The organism is Pseudomonas sp. K2I15 (assembly GCF_002204795.1).
In the GTDB taxonomy this organism is placed as follows: Bacteria; Pseudomonadota; Gammaproteobacteria; order Pseudomonadales; family Pseudomonadaceae; genus Aquipseudomonas.
Window position 1 is genome coordinate 29449 of record NZ_NIXO01000023.1, and the last position, 16217, is coordinate 45665.

The 16217-nt window shown below is 60.5% G+C and carries 11 protein-coding genes; 6 read left to right on the forward strand and 5 right to left on the reverse strand.

Annotation, left to right across the window (positions count from 1 at the left end; genetic code table 11):
• Positions 1-4: 4 nt before the first annotated feature.
• From zipA to CEC48_RS15630, 3 genes are all read right to left on the reverse strand, one after another.
• On the reverse strand, positions 5-856 hold the full coding sequence (gene zipA / locus CEC48_RS15620) for a cell division protein ZipA (RefSeq protein ID WP_088424555.1): 852 nt from the start codon (positions 854-856) through the stop codon (positions 5-7).
• A 259-nt stretch (positions 857-1115) separates the two neighbouring features.
• Positions 1116-4604, reverse strand: a complete 3489-nt coding sequence (gene smc, locus CEC48_RS15625) for a chromosome segregation protein SMC (protein ID WP_088424556.1) — start codon at positions 4602-4604, stop codon at positions 1116-1118.
• Positions 4605-4606: 2 nt separating this feature from the next.
• Positions 4607-5266, reverse strand: a complete 660-nt coding sequence (locus tag CEC48_RS15630) for a GntR family transcriptional regulator (protein WP_088424557.1) — start codon at positions 5264-5266, stop codon at positions 4607-4609.
• 279 nt (positions 5267-5545) lie between these two features.
• On the opposite strand from CEC48_RS15630, the gene xdhA reads away from it, so the two are divergent.
• The 4 genes from xdhA (at position 5546) to guaD (ending at position 11663) form a co-directional block, all read left to right on the forward strand.
• Positions 5546-6994 (forward strand): xanthine dehydrogenase small subunit, encoded by a 1449-nt coding sequence (gene xdhA / locus CEC48_RS15635; RefSeq protein ID WP_088424558.1) that lies wholly within the window; start codon positions 5546-5548, stop codon positions 6992-6994.
• A complete protein-coding gene (gene xdhB, locus CEC48_RS15640) occupies positions 6987-9386 on the forward strand; it encodes a xanthine dehydrogenase molybdopterin binding subunit (protein WP_088424559.1) in 2400 nt (799 codons plus the stop codon). The genes xdhA and xdhB overlap by 8 nt, the downstream gene beginning before the upstream one ends.
• Before the next feature lie 122 nt (positions 9387-9508).
• Positions 9509-10351, forward strand: coding sequence for a xanthine dehydrogenase accessory protein XdhC (xdhC, locus tag CEC48_RS15645; RefSeq protein ID WP_088424560.1), 843 nt, complete (start codon positions 9509-9511; stop codon positions 10349-10351).
• A gap of 7 nt (positions 10352-10358) precedes the next feature.
• Positions 10359-11663, forward strand: coding sequence for a guanine deaminase (gene guaD / locus CEC48_RS15650; protein WP_088424561.1), 1305 nt, complete (start codon positions 10359-10361; stop codon positions 11661-11663).
• Positions 11664-11786: 123 nt separating this feature from the next.
• Here guaD and CEC48_RS15655 read toward each other — a convergent pair whose 3' ends face one another.
• Entirely contained in the window at positions 11787-12551 is a 765-nt protein-coding gene (locus CEC48_RS15655; RefSeq protein ID WP_003219095.1) for a GntR family transcriptional regulator, read from the reverse strand.
• 332 nt (positions 12552-12883) lie between these two features.
• Here CEC48_RS15655 and CEC48_RS15660 point away from each other — a divergent pair, with 332 nt between their 5' ends.
• A complete protein-coding gene (locus tag CEC48_RS15660; protein WP_088424562.1) occupies positions 12884-14074 on the forward strand; it encodes a benzoate/H(+) symporter BenE family transporter in 1191 nt (396 codons plus the stop codon).
• A gap of 55 nt (positions 14075-14129) precedes the next feature.
• On the opposite strand, the gene CEC48_RS15665 is transcribed toward CEC48_RS15660, so the two are convergent.
• Entirely contained in the window at positions 14130-14474 is a 345-nt protein-coding gene (locus CEC48_RS15665) for a YggL family protein (RefSeq protein WP_003219101.1), read from the reverse strand.
• A gap of 237 nt (positions 14475-14711) precedes the next feature.
• On the opposite strand from CEC48_RS15665, the gene dacB reads away from it, so the two are divergent.
• The gene (gene dacB / locus CEC48_RS15670; RefSeq protein ID WP_088424563.1) at positions 14712-16172 is read left to right on the forward strand and encodes a D-alanyl-D-alanine carboxypeptidase/D-alanyl-D-alanine-endopeptidase; all 1461 of its coding nucleotides are present in this window, start codon (positions 14712-14714) and stop codon (positions 16170-16172) included.
• Positions 16173-16217: the final 45 nt, after the last annotated feature.

Here is a 16217-nt window from a genome sequence, read left to right on the forward strand (position 1 = left end):
AACCTCAGCGCTTCTGTGTCAGGGCGCGACGCTCGAACTCGACGATGCGCTGACGGTAATGCTCGATGGTCTGGGCAGTGAGGACGCTGCGTTGATCATCCTTGAGTTCGCCGTTGAGTTCCTGGGACAGCTTGCGGGCTGCGGCCACCATCACGTCGAATGCTTGTTTCGGGTGACGCGGGCCAGGCAAACCGAGGAAGAAGCTCACCGCCGGGGTGCTGAAATGGTCGATGTCGTCCAGATCAAAGATGCCCGGCTTGACCGCATTGGCCATGGAGAACAGGACTTCACCGTTGCCGGCCATGCTTTCGTGACGGTGAAAAATATCCATCTCGCCGAAACGCAGGCCGCTTTCCAGAATATTTTGCAGCAGGGCCGGGCCTTTGAAGCCGGCGGCGTCGCGGCAGATCACGCTGATCACCAGCACCTCTTCGGCAGCCGGTTGATCCTTGACGGATTCTTTATGGGTGCTCTTGGCCGGGGCTTCATCCGGGAAGTCATCGTCACGGCTGCTGAAGCTCGGGCCTTCTTCCAGGTCCAGGTTCAGGTCGCCCTGGGATGGCTCACTGGCCCCGCCACGCTTGCCACGTTTTGGCTCACGGGCTTCACGCACCGGCGCGCTCATCGACGGCAGGTCGTGCTCGTCCAGTTGCGGCTCTTTATGGTTGTCCAGGACACGCGGTGGCCCCAGCAGCTCGGCGCTGCCGTCGTCGTCCGGCAAATTGGACAGGTTGCGGTCCAGGCGGAATTTCAACTTGCCCTTGCCGCCGCGCATCCGACGCCAGCCATCAAAAAGAATACCGGCAATGACAATAATGCCGATGACGATCAGCCACTCGCGCAGACCGATTTCCATGTAATCCCGTGCCTCTAATAAAAAATGCTGAAAAATAAGGGGTTTAGCACCGTGCAAACCGCTTTAAAACGTGGCGCCAACTCTATGTTCTGAATGACGTTTTGCCCACGCATACGAAAATTTGACATTAAACTAGCACGACCAAAGATAACTTTACACCGTCTGTCAAAATGCCTTGAACAAATATGTCCATTTGCCACTTTTCCCAGACGGGTAAATCACCTGACATCCTGCTGAAAATTCTCCTTCGACGTACGACTCAGGATTCCACCAGCGCCATCGCCGCTTCGACATCCACCGCCACCAACCGCGAACAACCCGGCTCATGCATCGTCACGCCCATCAACTGATCGGCCATTTCCATGGCGATCTTGTTGTGGGTGATATAGATGAACTGCACCGTCTGGGACATCTCCTTAACCAGTCGGGCATACCGTCCAACGTTAGCGTCATCCAGCGGGGCGTCAACTTCGTCGAGCATGCAGAACGGCGCCGGGTTCAACTTGAAGATCGCAAATACCAGGGCCAATGCGGTCAGTGCCTTCTCGCCACCGGACAACAAATGGATGGTGCTGTTCTTCTTGCCCGGAGGCCGCGCCATGATCGTTACCCCTGTATCGAGTAGATCTTCGCCCGTCAGTTCCAAGTAAGCGCTGCCACCACCAAAAACTTTCGGGAATAACGCCTGTAAACCGCCATTAATCTGATCAAAGGTATCTTTGAAGCGATTACGGGTTTCCTTGTCGATCTTGCGGATCACGTTTTCCAGGGTGTCCAGGGCTTCCACCAGATCGGCGTTCTGGGCATCCAGGTAACGTTTGCGCTCGGACTGCTGCTGGTACTCGTCGATGGCGGCGAGGTTGATCGCGCCGAGTCGTTGAATGCGCGCTGCAATCCGTTCAAGTTCTTCTTCGGCTTCTTTCTCGTTGGCCTGGGCGGTCAGGGTGTTGAGCACGCCGTGCAGGTCGTAGCCGTCTTCCAGCAATTGGTCTTGCAGGGTTTTGCGGCGCACCGTCAGGGCCTGCCATTCCATGCGCTGCTGTTCGAGCTGACCACGGATCAGTTGTGACTGTTGCTCGGCCTGGGTCCGGCGTTTTTCGGCGTCGCGCAGTTCGCGGTCGGCGTCTTCCAGGGCGATTTGCGCGGTCTTGAGTTCTTCGTCGACGGTCATGCGCTTGTCGAGCAACTCTTCGAGTTTGAGGCGCAGCTCTTCCAGCGGGGCTTCGCCCTCCTCCAGGTTGAGGCTCAGTTGCTCGCGCTTTTCAGTCAGGCGTTCGGACTGCATTTCCAGGCGTTCAAGGGCCTGGCGCGTGGAGTCGTGTTGCGCGCGCAGGGAACCGAGGCGCACGGCCAATTGATGGGCGTGGTCCTTGTGCTGGCGGGCTTCCTGGCGTACCCGGTCGAGGCGCTCACGCAGGCTGTCACGCTGGGCCAGCAGCAACTCGCGCTGCTCGGTGTCCAGGGCCATGCTGTCGAGGGCTTCCTGCAGTTGCAGGCGCGCTTCGCCGACTTGTTCGTGTTCGAGGGCGCGTTGCTCGCCCATCTCGGCCACTTCTTCGTCGAGACGGGTGCGGCGCAGGGTCAGTTGCTCGACCTTGGCCTTGCTCGCCGAAAGCTGGGCTTTCAATTCGCCTTGCTGGCGCGCTTCGTCCTGCAACAGCCGGCGCAGGTGTTCGCGGCCGGTCTCTTGCTGGCGCTGGGTGGCGCGCAGGGTTTGCAGCTGGTTTTCCAGGGACTCAAGCGTCGCTTCGCGCTCTTCGCGCTCGGCGGTCAGGTTGACGATTTCCTGGCCTCGAGCCAGAACGCCGCTTTCCGCTTCACTGGCGCGGCGCACCCGCAAAAAGTGCCGGCCTACCCAAAAACCGTCGCGGCTGATCAGGCTTTGCCCGGCCGCTAATTGGCCGCGCTGGGCCAGGGCTTGCTCAAGGCTGTCTAACGGCTTGACCTGGCCGAGCCAGGGCGACAGATCAATCGCCGCCTCGACCTTGTCCAGCAGGCTGCCCGGCACCCGAGTGCCGTCCGCCGCCGGGCTGAGCAAACGCAAATCACCTTGGGCAAATCCAGCCAGATCGAAGCCGCCAAAATCATCCACCAACACTGCTTGAAGGTCGGCGCCGAGCACGGTTTCCACCGCCAGCTCCCAACCGGCTTCAACCTTCAAGCCTTCAGCCAGGCGCGGGCGCTCGGCCAGGTGTTGGTCGCGCAGCCATTGCGCCGTGCCGGTGCCCGGGTCGAGCGCCGCTTGCTGCAAGGCTTCCAGGGAGGCCAGCCGGCCATTGAGCCGCTGCAAATCGCCTTGGGCCGTTTGCTGGGCCTGGGTCGCGTGTTGCAGTTGCTGACGCAATTGCTCCAAGCGCTCCACTTGTTGTTCTTCGCTGGCTTCCAGCTCTTCCAGCGTCATTTCGCTTTCGGCCAGTTGCTCGCTCAGGTCGAGGATCGCCGCGTCTTCCGGGTCGGCAGCGAGCAGCACGCGCTCTTCCACCAAACGCCGCTGACGCTCGGCCAAACGCTCCATGCTGGTTTCCAGTTGCTGGATGCGCGACTGCTGCACCTCAGCCTGGCGACGCGGTTCGGCGGATTGCAGGTTGAAGGTGTCCCACTGCTCCTGCCAGCCGTGCATGGTGGTTTCGGATTCTTCCAGGGCCGCAGCGGCTTCCTCGGCAGCAGCGCTGGTGACTTCCTGCTCGGGGGTGAGCATGCCCAGCTCCTCCCCAAGGGTCAGCAGCAAGGTGCGGTCGTGACCCAGGTGCGATTCGGTTTCCAGGCGCGCGCGTTCGGCTTCTTTCAGGTCATCCTGCAACTGGCGCAAACGCTGCTGGCCATGCTGGATGCTCTGCTCGACCCGGGCGATATCGCCGCCCACCGAATAGAAGCGCCCCTGCACCAGATTGAAGCGCTCGGACAGGTCATGGTGACCGTCCCGCAGGCGTTCGATGCTGGCGTCGGCGTTGCGCTGTTCGGCCACCAAGGCTTCGAAGCTGATTTCCTGAGTGCCGATGATCGCTTCGCGCTGGCCCACCTGATCGTTCAACGCCTGCCAGCGCAGGGCCGACAGTTGTGCCTTGAGCTGACGCTCCTCGCCCTTGTATTCCTGATACTTCTCGGCGGCCTGGGCCTGGCGGTGCAGGCGCTCCAACTGGCGCTCCAGCTCTTCGCGCAGGTCAGTCAGGCGGGCGAGGTTTTCATGGGTGCGGCGGATACGGTTTTCGGTCTCGCGGCGGCGCTCCTTATACTTGGAGATGCCGGCCGCTTCTTCGATAAAGTTACGCAGGTCTTCGGGTTTGGCTTCGATCAGCTTGGAGATCATCCCCTGCTCGATGATCGAGTAGCTGCGCGGGCCCAGGCCGGTACCGAGGAAGATGTCGGTAATGTCCCGGCGGCGGCACTTAGTGCCGTTGAGGAAGTAGCTGTTCTGGCTGTCGCGGGTCACTTTGCGGCGAATGGAAATTTCCGCATAGGCCGCATACTCGCCGACCAGGGTGCCGTCTGAGTTGTCGAACACCAGTTCGATGCTGGCCTGGCTCACCGGCTTGCGGCTGGTGGAGCCGTTGAAGATGACGTCGGTCATCGACTCGCCACGCAGGTTTTTCGCGGAGCTCTCGCCCATCACCCAGCGTACGGCGTCGATGATGTTCGACTTGCCGCAGCCATTGGGCCCCACCACTGCCGCCATGTTACTGGGGAAGTTCACCGTGGTCGGGTCGACGAAGGATTTGAACCCCGCCAGTTTGATGCACTTGAGCCGCACGCTTAGGCTTCCGCCAACGCAGCGACGACCAGCGAGCAACTGCGCTCGCCGTAGGCCGAGAGCACCTGGCGAATCTGTGGCAGGTCACGGGCCAGTACGGCGGCGAGCAATTGCTCAAACAACACCAGGTACTCGCTCATGGACGCCTTGCGTTGATCCAGTGCCAGGTAATAGGCACGGTTCATCGCCGGCTGCAGGTTCTCGACGGTTTCCTGCAGGTACGGGTTGTTGGCGAACGGATAGGCGGCGCGCATCACATTGAAGCTTTCTTCGACGAAGGCGCGGATGTCCTGGCGGTCGAAGCTGGCGACCAGGCGCTGCTGGATTTGCACGAACGGCGCCATGTCGGCCTGGGTCTGCCAGCCGGCGGCCACTGCGTTGCCCAGCAGGATGTACAACTCGCCCATCAGCGTGCACAGGCTCTGCACCTTGTGGGCGGTAAGCTCGGTGACGTGGGCGCCACGGCGCGGCAGGATCGCGATCAGGTGCCGGCGCTCAAGGATCAGCAAAGCTTCGCGCACGGAGCCACGGCTGACATTAAGCGCCAGTGTGACCTTTTGCTCCTGGATCCGCTCCCCAGGCTTGAGGTCGCCGCGAATGATACGTTCGGCGAGGTGGTGAGCGATTTGCTCGGCAAGACTATCCGGCGCCTTGAACGTCATGTTTTCCCTTCAAAATCTTCTATCGGTACAAGCGCGGCAGTGTAGCGCACTTGCCCATTGATGGCGTACGGCCCACAAGCATGAATTTGGCATGAAATAAGCAGCCGTTAAAGTCCAGAAGCCCCCAAAAACGGCGGTTCCAGAGAACTGAACCATAATTAAGGATGTTGAGATCGCATTTTCTTGACCCTTAGGTCAGAAAATCGTTGACCGAAAAGTCAGACATGACTAGATTCGGCGCAAAGCGGTAACAACAATAATGAGTCTGCGAGGCCTTCCGTGATCCAGTTTTTACTAAACCAGGAGCTCCGTAGCGAGCACGCCCTGGACCCGAACCTGACCGTGCTCAACTATTTGCGTGAGCACCTGGGCAAATCCGGCACCAAGGAAGGCTGCGCCAGCGGCGACTGTGGCGCCTGCACCGTGGTGGTCGGCGAGTTGCACACCGACCATCAAGGCGCCGAGCAGATTCGCTATCGCAGCCTCAACTCGTGCCTGACCTTCGTCTCGTCCCTGCACGGCAAACAACTGATCAGCGTCGAAGACCTCAAGCACCAGGGCCAACTCCACAGCGTGCAACAGGCCATGGTCGAGTGCCACGGTTCGCAATGCGGCTTCTGCACCCCGGGTTTTGTGATGTCGCTGTTCGCCCTGCAAAAAAACAGCGATGCACCCGACAGCCAAAAGGCCCACGAAGCCCTGGCCGGCAACCTCTGCCGCTGCACCGGCTATCGTCCGATTCTCGCGGCTGCCGAACAGGCCTGCTGCAACAAGCCCCAGGACCAGTTCGACAGTCGCCAGGCCGAAACCATCGCCCGCCTGAAATCCATCGCGCCGACTCAAACCGGTGAACTGAACAGCGGCGACAAACGCTGCCTGGTGCCGTTGACCGTCGCCGACCTGGCCGACCTTTACGACGCGTACCCACAAGCCCGGCTGTTGGCGGGCGGCACCGACCTGGCGCTGGAAGTCACCCAGTTCCACCGCACACTGCCGGTGATGATCTACGTCGGCAATATCGAAGAGATGAAGCGCATCGAAAGCTTCGACGACCGCCTGGAAATCGGCGCCGCCACTTCGTTGTCCGATTGCTACACCGCACTGAACAACGAATACCCGGACTTCGGCGAATTGCTCCACCGCTTCGCCTCGTTGCAGATCCGTAACCAGGGCACCCTGGGCGGCAACATCGGCAACGCCTCGCCCATCGGTGACTCGCCGCCGCTGCTGATCGCCCTCGGCGCGCAGATTGTGCTGTGCAAGGGCAACACCCGCCGTACTTTGGCGCTGGAAGACTACTTCATCGACTACCGCGTGACTGCCCGCCAGGACAGCGAATTCATCGAAAAAATCATCGTACCCAAAGGCGTGCCGCTGTTCCGTGCCTACAAGGTTTCCAAGCGTCTGGACGACGACATTTCTGCCGTCTGCGCCGCCTTCAATCTGAAAATCGATAACGGTGTAATCGCCGACGCCCGCGTCGCCTTCGGTGGCATGGCCGCCACCCCAAAACGTGCGAAAAACTGCGAAGCCGTGCTGAACGGCGCCACCTGGAATTCTGCCACCGTGGAAAAAGCCTGCGCTGCGCTGGCCGAAGATTTCACCCCGCTGTCGGACTTTCGCGCCAGCAAGGAATACCGCCTGCTCAGCGCACAGAACCTGCTGCGCAAATACTTCATCGAACTGCAAACGCCGCACATCGAGACTCGGGTGACCGCTTATGTCTAACCATCACGCTGTGGAAAAATCCCAGGCCGAACTCGCCGAACTGTTTGCCCAGGACCTGACCAGCGGAGTCGGTCGCAGCGTCAAGCACGACAGCGCTGCCAAGCACGTGTCGGGCGAGGCGCAGTACATCGATGACCGGCTGGAATTCCCTAATCAGTTGCACCTGTATGCACGCATGTCGGACCGCGCCCACGCGAAGATCATCAGCATCGACACCGCGCCCTGCTACGCCTTCGAAGGCGTGCGCATCGTCATCACCCACGAAGACGTGCCGGGCCTGAAAGACATCGGCCCGCTGATGCCCGGCGATCCGTTGCTGGCCATCGACACCGTGCAGTTCGTCGGCCAGGTGGTACTGGCCGTCGCCGCCCGCGACCTGGAAACCGCGCGCAAAGCCGCCATGGCCGCCGTGATCGAATACGAAGACCTGGAGCCGGTGCTGGACGTGGTCGAGGCGTTTCGCAAAAAGCATTTCGTACTGGACAGCCACACCCACCAACGCGGTGATTCGGCAGGCGCGCTGGCGACGGCAAAAAACCGTATCCAGGGCACCCTGCACATCGGCGGCCAGGAACACTTCTACCTGGAAACCCAGATCTCCTCGGTGATGCCCACCGAAGACGGCGGCATGATCGTCTACTGCTCCACGCAAAACCCTACCGAAGTGCAGAAACTGGTGGCCGAAGTACTCGACGTCTCGATGAACAAAATCGTGGTCGACATGCGCCGCATGGGCGGCGGTTTCGGCGGCAAGGAAACCCAGGCGGCAAGCCCTGCATGCCTGTGCGCGGTGGTCGCACGCCTCACCGGCCAGCCGACCAAAATGCGCCTGCCACGGGTCGAAGACATGCTGATGACCGGCAAACGCCACCCGTTCTATATCGAATACGACGTGGGCTTCGACGACACCGGCCGCCTGCACGGTATTAATCTGGAACTGGCAGGCAACTGCGGCTGCTCACCGGACCTGTCGAACTCGATTGTCGACCGCGCGATGTTCCACTCCGACAACTCGTATTACTTGGGCGATGCCACGGTCAACGGTCACCGCTGCAAAACCAACACTGCATCCAACACTGCTTACCGTGGCTTCGGCGGCCCCCAAGGCATGGTCGCGATCGAGGAAGTGATGGACGCCATTGCCCGGCATCTGGCCCTCGACCCGCTGACGGTACGCAAGGCCAACTACTACGGCAAGACCGAGCGTAACGTCACCCACTATTACCAGACCGTCGAGCACAACATGCTCGAAGAGATGACCGCCGAACTCGAGCAAAGCAGCCAGTATTTCGAGCGCCGCGAAGCGATCCGCCGCTACAACGCCAACAGCCCGATCCTGAAAAAAGGCCTGGCGCTGACACCGGTGAAATTCGGCATCTCCTTCACCGCCAGCTTCCTCAACCAGGCCGGTGCGCTGATCCACATCTACACCGACGGCAGCATCCACCTGAACCACGGCGGCACCGAGATGGGCCAGGGCTTGAACATCAAGGTCGCGCAAGTGGTTGCCGAGATATTCCAGGTGGAAATCGACCGCGTACAGATCACCGCCACCAATACCGACAAGGTGCCAAACACCTCGCCTACAGCCGCTTCCAGCGGCGCAGACCTGAACGGCAAGGCCGCGCAGAACGCTGCCGAAACCATCAAGCAACGCCTGGTGGAATTTGCCGCGCGCAAGTATGAAGTCAGCGAGGCCGACGTTGAATTCCACAACGGGCATGTGCGGGTTCGCGATCACATCCTGACGTTTGAAGCGTTGATCCAGCAGGCGTATTTCGCCCAGGTGTCGCTCTCCAGCACGGGCTTCTACAAGACCCCGAAAATCTTCTACGACCGCAGCCAGGCGCGCGGTCGGCCGTTCTATTACTTCGCGTTCGGCGCCGCGTGTTGCGAGGTGATCGTCGACACGCTGACCGGTGAGTACAAGATGCTGCGCACCGACATCCTGCATGACGTAGGCGCCTCGCTGAACCCGGCCATCGACATCGGCCAGGTCGAAGGCGGCTTCATCCAGGGCATGGGCTGGCTGACCATGGAAGAGCTTGTCTGGAATAACAAGGGCAAGCTGATGACCAACGGCCCGGCCAGCTACAAGATCCCGGCCGTGGCCGACATGCCGCTGGACCTGCGGGTGAAGCTGGTGGAAAACCGCAAGAACCCGGAAGACACGGTGTTCCATTCCAAGGCCGTGGGTGAGCCTCCGTTCATGCTCGGCATCGCTTCGTGGTGTGCGATCAAGGACGCCGTGGCGAGCCTGGGTGACTATCGCCATCAGCCGAAGATTGATGCACCAGCGACCCCGGAGCGGGTGTTGTGGGGTTGTGAGCAAATGCGGCAGTTGCAGGTGGCGACGGCTGTGGAAACTGAAACCGAGCTGGCTTCGCTTTAGACCGAGGCGCTGCCTTCGCGAGCAAGCCCGCTCCCACATTTGAATGTGTTCACAAATCAAAATGTGGGAGCGGGCTTGCTCGCGAAGGCGGTCGAACTGACAACAGAGATGTTGAGGTAAACATGAACAACTGGATCAGCGCCCTCGCCGACCTGCAGAACCAGGGTGAACCCTGCGTGCTGGTAACCATCATCGAAGAGCTTGGCTCCACGCCGCGCAATGCCGGTTCGAAGATGGTCATCAGCGCCGCCCACACGTTCGACACCATCGGTGGCGGGCACCTGGAATACAAAGCCATGCAGATCGCCCGGGACATGCTCGTGCGTGGCCAGCAGAACACGCATCTGGAGCGCTTCAGCCTCGGCGCCAGCCTGGGCCAGTGCTGCGGCGGCGTGACGGTGCTGTTGTTTGAACCGATGGGCCAGGTGCAGGCACAGATCGCGGTGTTCGGCGCCGGCCATGTTGGCCGTGCGCTGGTGCCGTTGCTGGCCAGCCTGCCGTGCCGGGTACGCTGGATCGATTCCCGGGAACAGGAATTCCCGGAACACATCCCCCAAGGCGTGCGTAAAATCGTCAGCGAAGAGCCGGTGGATGAAATCGACAACCTGCCTGTGGGCAGTTACTGCATCGTCATGACCCACAACCACGCACTGGACCTGGAACTGACCGCCGCCCTGCTCAAGCGCAATGACTTTACCTACTTCGGCCTGATCGGCTCGAAGACCAAGCGCGTCAAATTTGAACACCGCCTGCGGGATCGCGGTTTCGACACCGCGCAGTTGCAACGCATGCATTGCCCGATGGGGCTGACTGAGGTCAAAGGCAAACTGCCTGTGGAAATCGCCATCTCCATCGCCGGCGAAATCATCGCCACCTATAACGCCAATTTCGGCCAGCACACTGCGAGCGCCGAACCCATTGCCAAACTGCTGCCGGTTTCACGCCGCAGCCAAGCGACTAACTGAGACGACCATGCCTTTGACACGTAAAGCCTACCGTGCCGCCATCCTGCACAGCATCGCCGACCCTGCCGAGGTAGGCATCGAAGCCTCCTACGAGTATTTCGAAGACGGCCTGCTGGTGATCGACAACGGCCAGATCAGCGCCCTGGGCCACGCCAGCGAACTGCTCGCCAGCCTGCCCGCCGACATCGAAGTCACCCATTATCAGGACGCGCTGATCACGCCCGGCCTGATCGACACCCATATTCACCTGCCGCAAACCGGCATGGTCGGTGCCTATGGCGAGCAACTGCTCGACTGGCTCAACACCTACACCTTCCCGTGTGAAAGCCAGTTTGCCGACAAGGCCCACGCCGAAGAAGTCGCGGATATTTTCATCAAGGAACTGCTGCGTAACGGCACCACCACGGCCCTGGTATTCGGCAGCGTGCACCCGCAGTCGGTGAATTCGTTTTTTGAAGCGGCCGAGAAGCTCGACCTGCGGATGATCGCCGGCAAGGTGATGATGGACCGCAACGCGCCGGACTACCTGACCGACACTGCCGAATCCGGCTACCAGGAAAGCAAGGCACTGATCGAACGCTGGCACGGCAAGGGCCGTTTGCACTACGCGGTGACGCCACGTTTCGCACCGACCAGTACGCCTGAACAATTGACCCTCGCCGGGCAGTTGCTGGGGGAATACCCGGACCTGTACATGCAGACCCACATCAGTGAAAACCTGCAGGAAGTGGAATGGGTGAAAGCGCTGTTCCCGGAGCGCAGCGGCTACCTGGACGTGTACGACCATTACAAACTGCTGGGTGAGCGCTCGGTGTTCGCCCACGGTGTGCACCTGTGCGATGACGAGTGCGCGCGGCTGGCAGAAGCCGGTTCGGCTGTGGCGTTCTGCCCGACTTCAAACTTCTTCCTGGGCAGCGGGTTGTTCAACCTGCCGATGGCCGAGAAGCACAAGCTGAATGTCGGCCTGGGTACGGATGTCGGTGGCGGCACCAGCTTCTCGCTGCTGCAAACCCTGAACGAAGCGTACAAGGTGATGCAGTTGCAAGGCGCGCGCTTGAGCCCGTTCAAGTCGCTGTACCTCGCGACCCTGGGTGGCGCGCGGGCGCTGCGGTTGGAAGACAAGATCGGCACGCTTCAGCCGGGTACTGATGCAGACTTTTTGGTGATGGATTACAACGCCACGCCGCTGCTCAGCTATCGCCTGAAGCAGGCGAACAACATCGCCGAGACGCTGTTTGTACTGATGACGCTGGGGGATGACCGGGCAGTGTTGCAGACGTATGCGGCGGGGCAGCTCGTGCATCAACGCTGATTCAGCAAACACCCCAAAACAAATGTGGGAGCTGGCTTGCCTGCGATGCACACACCTCGGTGTATCAGTGATACCGAGGTGATGCTATCGCAGGCAAGCCAGCTCCCACATTTTTGATCGGGTTTACAACTTTACAGACGAGCGCCCTGGCTTCTTGGTCTGCAACAAATGCGAGAACACCGCGTGCAGGTCATCCGACGCACTTTCCTCATCGAGGTTGAGCTTGCTGTCGATGTGATCCATGTGGTGCATCATCAGGTTCACCGCCAAATCCGCATCCCGCGCTTCGATCGCGTCGATCAACTGGGTGTGCTCATCGTAGGAACAGTGCGAGCGGTTGCCGCTTTCGTACTGGGCGATGATTAATGAGGTCTGGGACACCAGGCTGCGCTGGAAGCTGATCAGCGGGGCATTCTTCGCCGCTTCGGCCAGCTTCAGGTGGAACTCGCCGGAAAGCCGGATACCCGCCCCGCGATCACCCCGGGAAAAGCTGTCGCGCTCATCGTTGACCATCTGCCGCAGCTCGGCCAGTTGCTCGGCCGTGGCATGCTGCACCGCCAATTCAGTGATCGCGCGCTCCACCAGGCGCCGGGCGAGGAACACCTGGCGGGCTTCCTCGACACTCGGGCTGGCCACTACCGCGCCGCGATTGGGCCGCAGCAGTACCACGCCTTCATGGGCCAGGCGCGACAGCGCGCGGCGAATGATGGTGCGGCTCACGCCGAAGATTTCGCCCAGTGCTTCTTCACTCAATTTGGTACCGGGCGCCAGGCGTTGTTCGAGGATCGCCTCGAAGATATGCGCGTAGACGATATCGTCCTGGGTTCCACTGCGACCGGCCTTACCGGCTCGCGGTTGTTTCTTGAGGGGCTGCAACTGTTCGTTCATGGGCACTCGGGTCGGGAGAACGGCGGCGAATTGACGTTGACTGTAATACGGCACAGAGGGTCACTGGCAAGTATCGCGTAAAATCAGCGCACATTGTACACAACCCACTGCGCCAACACACTGTACGGCTGTTTGCGCCGCCGGCTGTATTGCAATGAATCATTACGTTTGAGTTTAGGCTTGATTCCACATTTTCTCCTTTGTAGGAGCGAGCTTGCTCGCGAAAAACCTGAGGGCGCCGTTGGGTGTCAGCAAACCAGCGTCATCGTTAACGACCTTCGCGAGCAAGCTCCCTCCTGCAAAAACAGCCCGGTAAAAGGAACACCGCCCCAATGTCCGACCTCCCCCAAGCGCGATTACGCCCACTGGCCGACACTTCGCCTTCGGCCATCGTCGCCGGTTTCATTGCCATGATGACCGGCTACACCAGCTCCCTGGTACTGATGTTTCAGGCAGGCCAGGCCGCCGGCCTGACTACAGCGCAGATTTCCTCGTGGATCTGGGCGATCTCCATCGGCATGTCGGTGTGCAGCATTGGCTTGTCCCTGCGCTATCGCACGCCGATCACCATTGCCTGGTCCACACCGGGCGCGGCGCTGTTGATCACCAGCCTGGGTGGCGTGAGTTACGGCGAGGCCATTGGCGCCTATATCACCTGCGCGGTGCTGGTGACGATCTGCGGGCTGACCGGTAGCTTCGAAAAACTCGTCAAGCGCATCCCGGCTTCCCTGGCAGCCGCCTTGCTGGCGGGGATTCTGTTCAAGATCGGCAGCGAGATTTTCGTCGCCGCGCAGCACCGTACCGGGCTGGTGTTGGGGATGTTCTTCACTTACCTGATCATCAAGCGCCTGTCGCCGCGTTATGCGGTGCTCGCGGCATTGCTGATCGGCACTGCGTTGTCCGGCCTGATGGGGCTGCTGGACTTCAGCGGTTTCCACCTCGAAGTGGCAACGCCGGTGTGGACCACGCCGCACTTCTCCCTGGCCGCGACCATCAGCATCGGCATCCCGCTGTTCGTGGTGGCCATGACCTCGCAAAACATGCCCGGGGTCGCGGTGTTGCGAGCCGATGGCTATAACGTGCCGGCTTCACCCTTGATCACCACCACCGGCCTGGCCTCACTGGTGCTGGCGCCGTTTGGCTCCCATGGCATCAACCTGGCGGCCATCAGTGCGGCGATCTGCACCGGGCCCCACGCCCATGAGGATCGCAACAAGCGCTATACCGCCGCGGTCTGGTGCGGGATTTTCTACGGGGTTGCCGGGGTGTTTGGCGCGACGCTGGCCGCGCTGTTCGCAGCCCTGCCCAAGGAACTGGTGCTGTCGATTGCGGCACTGGCGTTGTTTGGCTCGATCATCAATGGCCTGAGCATCGCCATGAATGAGCCAAGGGAGCGGGAAGCAGCGCTGATCACCTTTATGGTCACCGCGTCAGGGTTGACGTTGTTTTCCATCGGTTCGGCGTTCTGGGGGATTGTCGCGGGGGTGTTGACGCTGGTGATTCTGAACTGGCGCAAGGCCTGATTCTTTAGGACCCGGTAACGAAAAAGCGACCCGGGCGGGTCGCTTTTTCATGACATCAGACTGCCGGGTTGATCGGCTTTTCTGGATGCCAAGCGTCCAACAGGGCGCTGACTTCAACGCGGGTCAGCTCTGGACGAGCCTTCAGCCACGCTTCAACAGCGGCACGCTGCTCTTCGTTGACCGAACCACGGGTGGCTTTGCAAACCAGACCGAAGTCATCACCGCCGACGTAGTCCAGGCCGTTGCCGTCCATCGCTTCAGTCAGGAATGCTTCGAGGAAAGCGTCAACCGCTTCATCGTCCAAACCTTCTTTGAAGTCCAGGTTCAGTTCGAAACCCAGCTCTTGAAATTCATCAACGCACAGTTTTTTGCGCAGACGCCGGGAACGGTTAGTCGCCATTGGAACAATCCTCTTAAGTAATAACGGGCCGCACTTTAGCAGTTTAAGCAGGCTTTTGCCCGATTCTCTGGGACGAGCGGCAGAGTGCCAGTAAAAAAAACCGCGAATAGCAGCTATCGTTCAGGCACAAGTGCGACTGCCTTGGGGCATAATGCCGACACTTTCATGACCATTGAGGGATTTTTCGTACATACCCCTCACGTTTTTTACCCCCTCAGCAGTAGGGTTTTAATTCTTATGATCAAATCTTTGCGTCCACTGTTACTGGCCAGTTTTCTTCTACCCCTGACCTTTTCCGTTACTGCCGCCCCGATCAACACTTCCCTGCCGCCCAAAGTCCAGGAAGCCCTCCAGAAAGCCAAGCTGCAAAACAACGCCTTGTCCCTGGTGATGATTCCCCTCAATGGCCCGGGCACCCCTACCGTATTCAACGCCGACGTATCGGTGAACCCTGCCTCTACCATGAAGCTGGTCACCACCTACGCAGCCCTGGAAATGCTCGGCCCCAACCACCAGTGGAAGACCGAGTTCTACACCGACGGCACCCTGAGCGGCGGCATCCTGAACGGTAACCTGTACCTCAAGGGCGGCGGCGACCCCAAGCTGAACATGGAGAAACTCTGGCTGCTGATGCGCGACCTGCGGGCCAACGGCGTGCAGCAAGTGACCGGCGACCTGGTACTGGACCGCGGCTTCTTCATCCCGCCGCAACTGCCGGAGTTCAATGACGACGGCAACGACGAGAACAAGCCATTCCTGGTCAAGCCCGATGCCCTGATGGTCAACCTCAAGGCGCTGCGCTTCGTCACCCGCAATGATTCGGGCAAGGTGCTGGTGTCGGTCGAGCCGCCGATTGCGAGCATTCGCATCGACAACCAGGTCAAGGTCTCCAACGCCAAGCAATGCACCGGCGATGTGCGCTACAGCCCGATGACCGCCACCGATGGCAGCGTCACCGTGACCGTCAGCGGCCAATTGGCGGATGGCTGCAGCTCGCAGACCTATCTGTCATTGCTGGACCACGCCACCTACACCGCCGGCGCCGTTCGGGCGATCTGGAAGGAACTGGGCGGCAGCATTCAGGGCCGCGATATCCAGGCGCCGGTGCCGAAGAATGCCAAAGTGCTGGCCCGGGCGTTCTCGCCGGACCTGGCGGAAATCATCCGCGACATCAACAAATACAGTAACAACACCATGGCCCAGCAGTTGTTCCTGAGCCTGGGCGCGCAGTTCCGCACCGATGCCGACGGCGACGACGCCAAGGCAGCCCAGCGCGTGGTGCGCCAGTGGCTGGCGAAAAAAGGCATCACCGCGCCGCACCTGGTGATGGAGAACGGTTCGGGCCTGTCCCGTGCCGAACGGGTCAGCGCCCGCGAGATGGCGACCATGCTGCAAGCCGCGTGGAGAAGCCCGTACGCGGCGGAATACATCAGCTCGCTGCCGATTGCCGGCACCGACGGCACTATGCGTAAACGCCTGAAGACCACCGCCATGCGCGGTGAAGCCCACGTCAAGACCGGCACCCTGAACACCGTGCGGGCAATTGCCGGGTTCAGCCGCGACAACAACGGCAATACCTGGGCGGTGGTGGCGATTCTCAACGATACAAAACCGTGGGGCGCTTCTTCGGTGCTGGACCAGGTGCTGCTGGACCTGTATCGCCAGCCGAAGCTGGCGGCCGCTGCGCCGGTTCTATAACGGTCACCGAAGATCAAATGTGGGAGCTGTCGAGCTTTAGCGAGG

Excerpts from the sequence above, each read along its gene's own strand:
- zipA (WP_088424555.1), bottom strand. The coding sequence starts at position 856 with ATGGAAATCGGTCTGCGCGAGTGGCTGATCGTCATCGGCATTATTGTC.
- CEC48_RS15630 (WP_088424557.1), bottom strand. The coding sequence starts at position 5,266 with ATGACGTTCAAGGCGCCGGATAGTCTTGCCGAGCAAATCGCTCACCAC.
- xdhB (WP_088424559.1), top strand. The coding sequence starts at position 6,987 with ATGTCTAACCATCACGCTGTGGAAAAATCCCAGGCCGAACTCGCCGAA.
- xdhC (WP_088424560.1), top strand. The coding sequence starts at position 9,509 with ATGAACAACTGGATCAGCGCCCTCGCCGACCTGCAGAACCAGGGTGAA.
- guaD (WP_088424561.1), top strand. The coding sequence starts at position 10,359 with ATGCCTTTGACACGTAAAGCCTACCGTGCCGCCATCCTGCACAGCATC.
- CEC48_RS15655 (WP_003219095.1), bottom strand. The coding sequence starts at position 12,551 with ATGAACGAACAGTTGCAGCCCCTCAAGAAACAACCGCGAGCCGGTAAG.
- CEC48_RS15660 (WP_088424562.1), top strand. The coding sequence starts at position 12,884 with ATGTCCGACCTCCCCCAAGCGCGATTACGCCCACTGGCCGACACTTCG.
- CEC48_RS15665 (WP_003219101.1), bottom strand. The coding sequence starts at position 14,474 with ATGGCGACTAACCGTTCCCGGCGTCTGCGCAAAAAACTGTGCGTTGAT.
- dacB (WP_088424563.1), top strand. The coding sequence starts at position 14,712 with ATGATCAAATCTTTGCGTCCACTGTTACTGGCCAGTTTTCTTCTACCC.